The sequence below is a fragment of the Psychromonas sp. genome (genome assembly GCF_983033635.1).
The window spans coordinates 1-3,386 of sequence record NZ_CEZLMY010000264.1; the positions used below are offsets into that span (position 1 = coordinate 1).

At 38.5% G+C, this 3,386-nt stretch carries 4 protein-coding genes; 3 read left to right on the top strand and 1 reads right to left on the bottom strand.

Features of this window, described 5'->3' with window-relative positions; all coding sequences use genetic code 11:
- Window positions 1-276: 276 nt before the first annotated feature.
- Complete coding sequence (locus AC4GME_RS18195; RefSeq protein WP_490379980.1) at window positions 277-1,161, top strand: MYG1 family protein; 885 nt, start codon at window positions 277-279, stop codon at window positions 1,159-1,161.
- A gap of 201 nt (window positions 1,162-1,362) precedes the next feature.
- Here AC4GME_RS18195 and AC4GME_RS18200 read toward each other — a convergent pair whose 3' ends face one another.
- Window positions 1,363-2,070, bottom strand: coding sequence for a hypothetical protein (locus AC4GME_RS18200; protein ID WP_490378484.1), 708 nt, complete (start codon window positions 2,068-2,070; stop codon window positions 1,363-1,365).
- A gap of 354 nt (window positions 2,071-2,424) precedes the next feature.
- Between AC4GME_RS18200 and AC4GME_RS18205 the strand changes: the two genes are divergently transcribed.
- Window positions 2,425-2,835, top strand: a complete 411-nt coding sequence (locus AC4GME_RS18205; protein ID WP_490378485.1) for a hypothetical protein — start codon at window positions 2,425-2,427, stop codon at window positions 2,833-2,835.
- 95 nt (window positions 2,836-2,930) lie between these two features.
- A partial coding sequence (locus AC4GME_RS18210) for a hypothetical protein (protein ID WP_490379981.1) occupies window positions 2,931-3,386 on the top strand: 456 nt, incomplete at its 3' end.

The following is a 3,386-nucleotide window of genomic DNA, read 5'->3' on the forward strand; positions in this document are numbered from 1 at the left end:
ATCGGGTAGAAACAGACATAAAACAGGGATATTTACGAAGGAGAATAACAAATTCCGATAAGGTTTTGTCGCAAACGGAGCATAATGAGATAAAGCATCCTGTTCAAATCAACTTTTTTTGGTAAAGGGCTTTTATTCTTTCTATAATCAGCAAACCTTTTCTTTAAAGAAACTTGGTCTCTTGGTGGTGGATAAAAAGACTTAAGTTCAAATGCTTAACTGGAACATAGTATAAATAATACGCGCTTCGGTGCTAACATAAATGGATATATTATTTTGAAGAAGATATTTGGAACACACAGCGGGGCATTTCATGCCGATGATGTTTTTGCAATTGCGGCATTGTCGATGTTGCACTCGGAGTATGAAATACACCGTTCACGTGACCCCAAAGTATGGGCGAAATGTGATTACCTCGTTGATGTCGGAGGTTACTACAATCATGATGAAAAGATATATGACCACCACTTTAAGAATGGCCCGACATACGATGATGGTTTGAAGATGTCATCCATCGGCTTAATATGGTCTCATTATGGTACAGAAATTTGTGGCTGTCCTCTTATTGCAGATAGGGTTTGTCGACGTTTGATTCGGCAGTTTGATGCAATTGATAATGGAGTGACATTAACTCATCACATTGAAGACTTTTCTGATGTGCGTGAAATATCGTTATCGGGGTCAATCTCCATGATGAACCCTCTGGATCACTCTAAAGCTGATGAAGCCTTTGGCGATGAAGTGTTACGGGCGCGTCTATTAATTCAGACTGCAATCGCACAAGCAAAGCACTGGATTGATAGTCGTGATGGATTGGAGGTTGCACTTAAAGAAGCTCTGGATGAACAACATTCATATATTATTGTTCCTGAAGATTGTAAGTGGACAGAACACCTGTTTAACAGCAAAGGAAATGAAACTATTCTATATGCAATATATCCACATGGTGAAAAGTGGTATGCCCGTGCCGTTCCATCAGCTCCTGGAGAATTCTCAAACCGTAAGGACTTCCCAAAATCCTGGGCTGGTTTGCGTGATGATGAGTTTTCAAAAGTAGCACAGATTCCCGATGGAATATTCTGTCATCATGGATTATTTATCTGTGCGACTGGTTCACTTCATTCGACTTTGAAGATAGTCGATGATGCCATTAAAGCCTAAACTGACAAAGCCTCAATAAATGTTTGTGTTCGGTAAGCAGTGTTCAGTAATCGGTTACAGAGTGCTGAACACTGTAGTGGCATAGTGAATTTGGCTTCCAACTTGTAGTTTGTAAGGCGCTTAGGGGGCGTTTGCGCCTTATAAATATTGTGGAAATAACTCTAAGGTAGTGGCTATTTATACTTGGCAACTACACTGTTCTTAGGAATTCGTGTCCCATAAAGTGTATAATTCATTGTACTTATCCTCGCTTTTTTTAACACCATTAGCATCTCTATATGCCAATGCTAAGAGTAAAGCGGAATAGGGACTGCTATTGAAAATTGACTCCAAAAGAGGAATGGCTATTCCATAGTTTTTTTCTTCATAATAATAATATTGAGCAATGGAAGCTGTTGCTAAAGTTGAACCAAGTCCAGACAGTGCCTTTGCCTTTTCCCAATGATTTAGGGACTTATCCCAATCTTTCTTTTCTTTAGGCACTGTAATGAGGTTATTTAAAATTCCTAATCTGAAGTGCGCGAAGCTGAGAATGTTATTGTTCACATCCTCATGATTAAGCAGATTTTCATGAAATTCTACAGATTTTTTGAAGTCACAGTTAACTATAGTGCCACCAAACTGCCCAGGCTCTCTTCGTCCTAAAAAATACATATCAGCAGCTTCTTCAATGCAGGCTAATATCCCGGCTTCTGCGCCTCTTAATACACACTTTTCTGCATCGATTTTTGCTTTATTCTTGGCGTCTTTTTTGGTTACCACTTCACCATTTTCATCTAGTGCCTCACCTGAATATTTGCCATTAAAAACCAGCTTGGCAAATTCCAATCCAGCCTCGTAATTCCCTTCCTCGGATATACTAAGTAATACCTTACCGTTTTTTTGTTTTGATAGATCTGCTATGTTCATGTTTTAATGTCCCTTATCCGATGTATATAGCGCTTTGGTTCTCTGCATAAAGACAATAGCCTATAAATGTCTATTTGTATTTTAGTATCAGCTAACTTTTAGCCTTTGGGTCAGTTACGCTGCTACTCATTTTGATTCAAGAATGACTATCGTAAGATTAGCGGGTGGTGGATTAGTTATTCATTCACCATGTGAAATTGACGAGAAAACAAAAATGAGATAAATGATTTAGGAAAAGTGGAGTGCATAATTGCACTAGGGTCATATCACTATTTTTATGTTTTTTCGGCGCAAAGAGCGTTCCCTTGTGCAAAAACCTATATTTGTCCTGGAATAGAGAGCAAAGTACCTCAGATGAATTTTGATGGCTTTCTTTCAGATATCCCCCATGATCAATTAGAGAATGATTTTGAACAAGTTCTTATTCGTGGCAACAGGTTTATATGGGAAGTAACCTTCTTTCATAAGAGCACTAACACACTAATTTTGGTAGACTTAATAGAAAATTTTACAGATAAAACAGACAATGTTAATTGGGTATTGAAACTCTGGTGGAAAATCATATTTAGGATGTGGGAAAATCCGAAACCGGCACCAGAATATCAGTTGGGCTGGAAAGACAAGGTAGCGGCCTCTAAGGCATTAACCAAAATACTCAGTTGGGATTTTGACAGTATAATTGTTTCCCATGAAGATCTGATAGAAACAAATGCAAAAGAAATTGCAGAAAAAGCGTGGAAGCAGTTTATCAAATTATTGCAATAGACAGTCACTCCTCAGTTTGAATTATGTTTCCTTTGCATTACAACATAATTTAAACTACTCCGTATCTACCATTGAACAAGCAGTTGGTGAAATAATTGAGTAAAAATAAAGAATCACATTTAGTTCCAGGTCGAGAATGTGGAGAATGTACAGCGTGCTGCGTTGTTCTTCTCATTAAAGATGAAAATTTTGAAAAGCCTGCCGATCAAGCCTGCTCACATATGATAGAAAAAGGAGGTTGCAAGATTTATTCCGAAAGGCCTCCTGTATGCCAAAACTGGCATTGTGCATGGCGTTTCATGGCACAACTAGACGAAGAGTGGAGGCCTGATCGGGTAGGGATTTTGTTGCGCTCAGACGAAAATGGTATTATTTTTCAGCCCATACGTGAGCCGAAAGAAGTATTAACAAGTGAACGAGCACTAGAGTTAATTGGAGGAGGTATAGCACAAGGTATTCCACTATCTATGTCTATTCCTACCCAAAAGGGATTTCGTAGTTATAGTGTCTCCTTAAATGAACCTTTAGATGATGTCGTAAGGTCTAGAAGC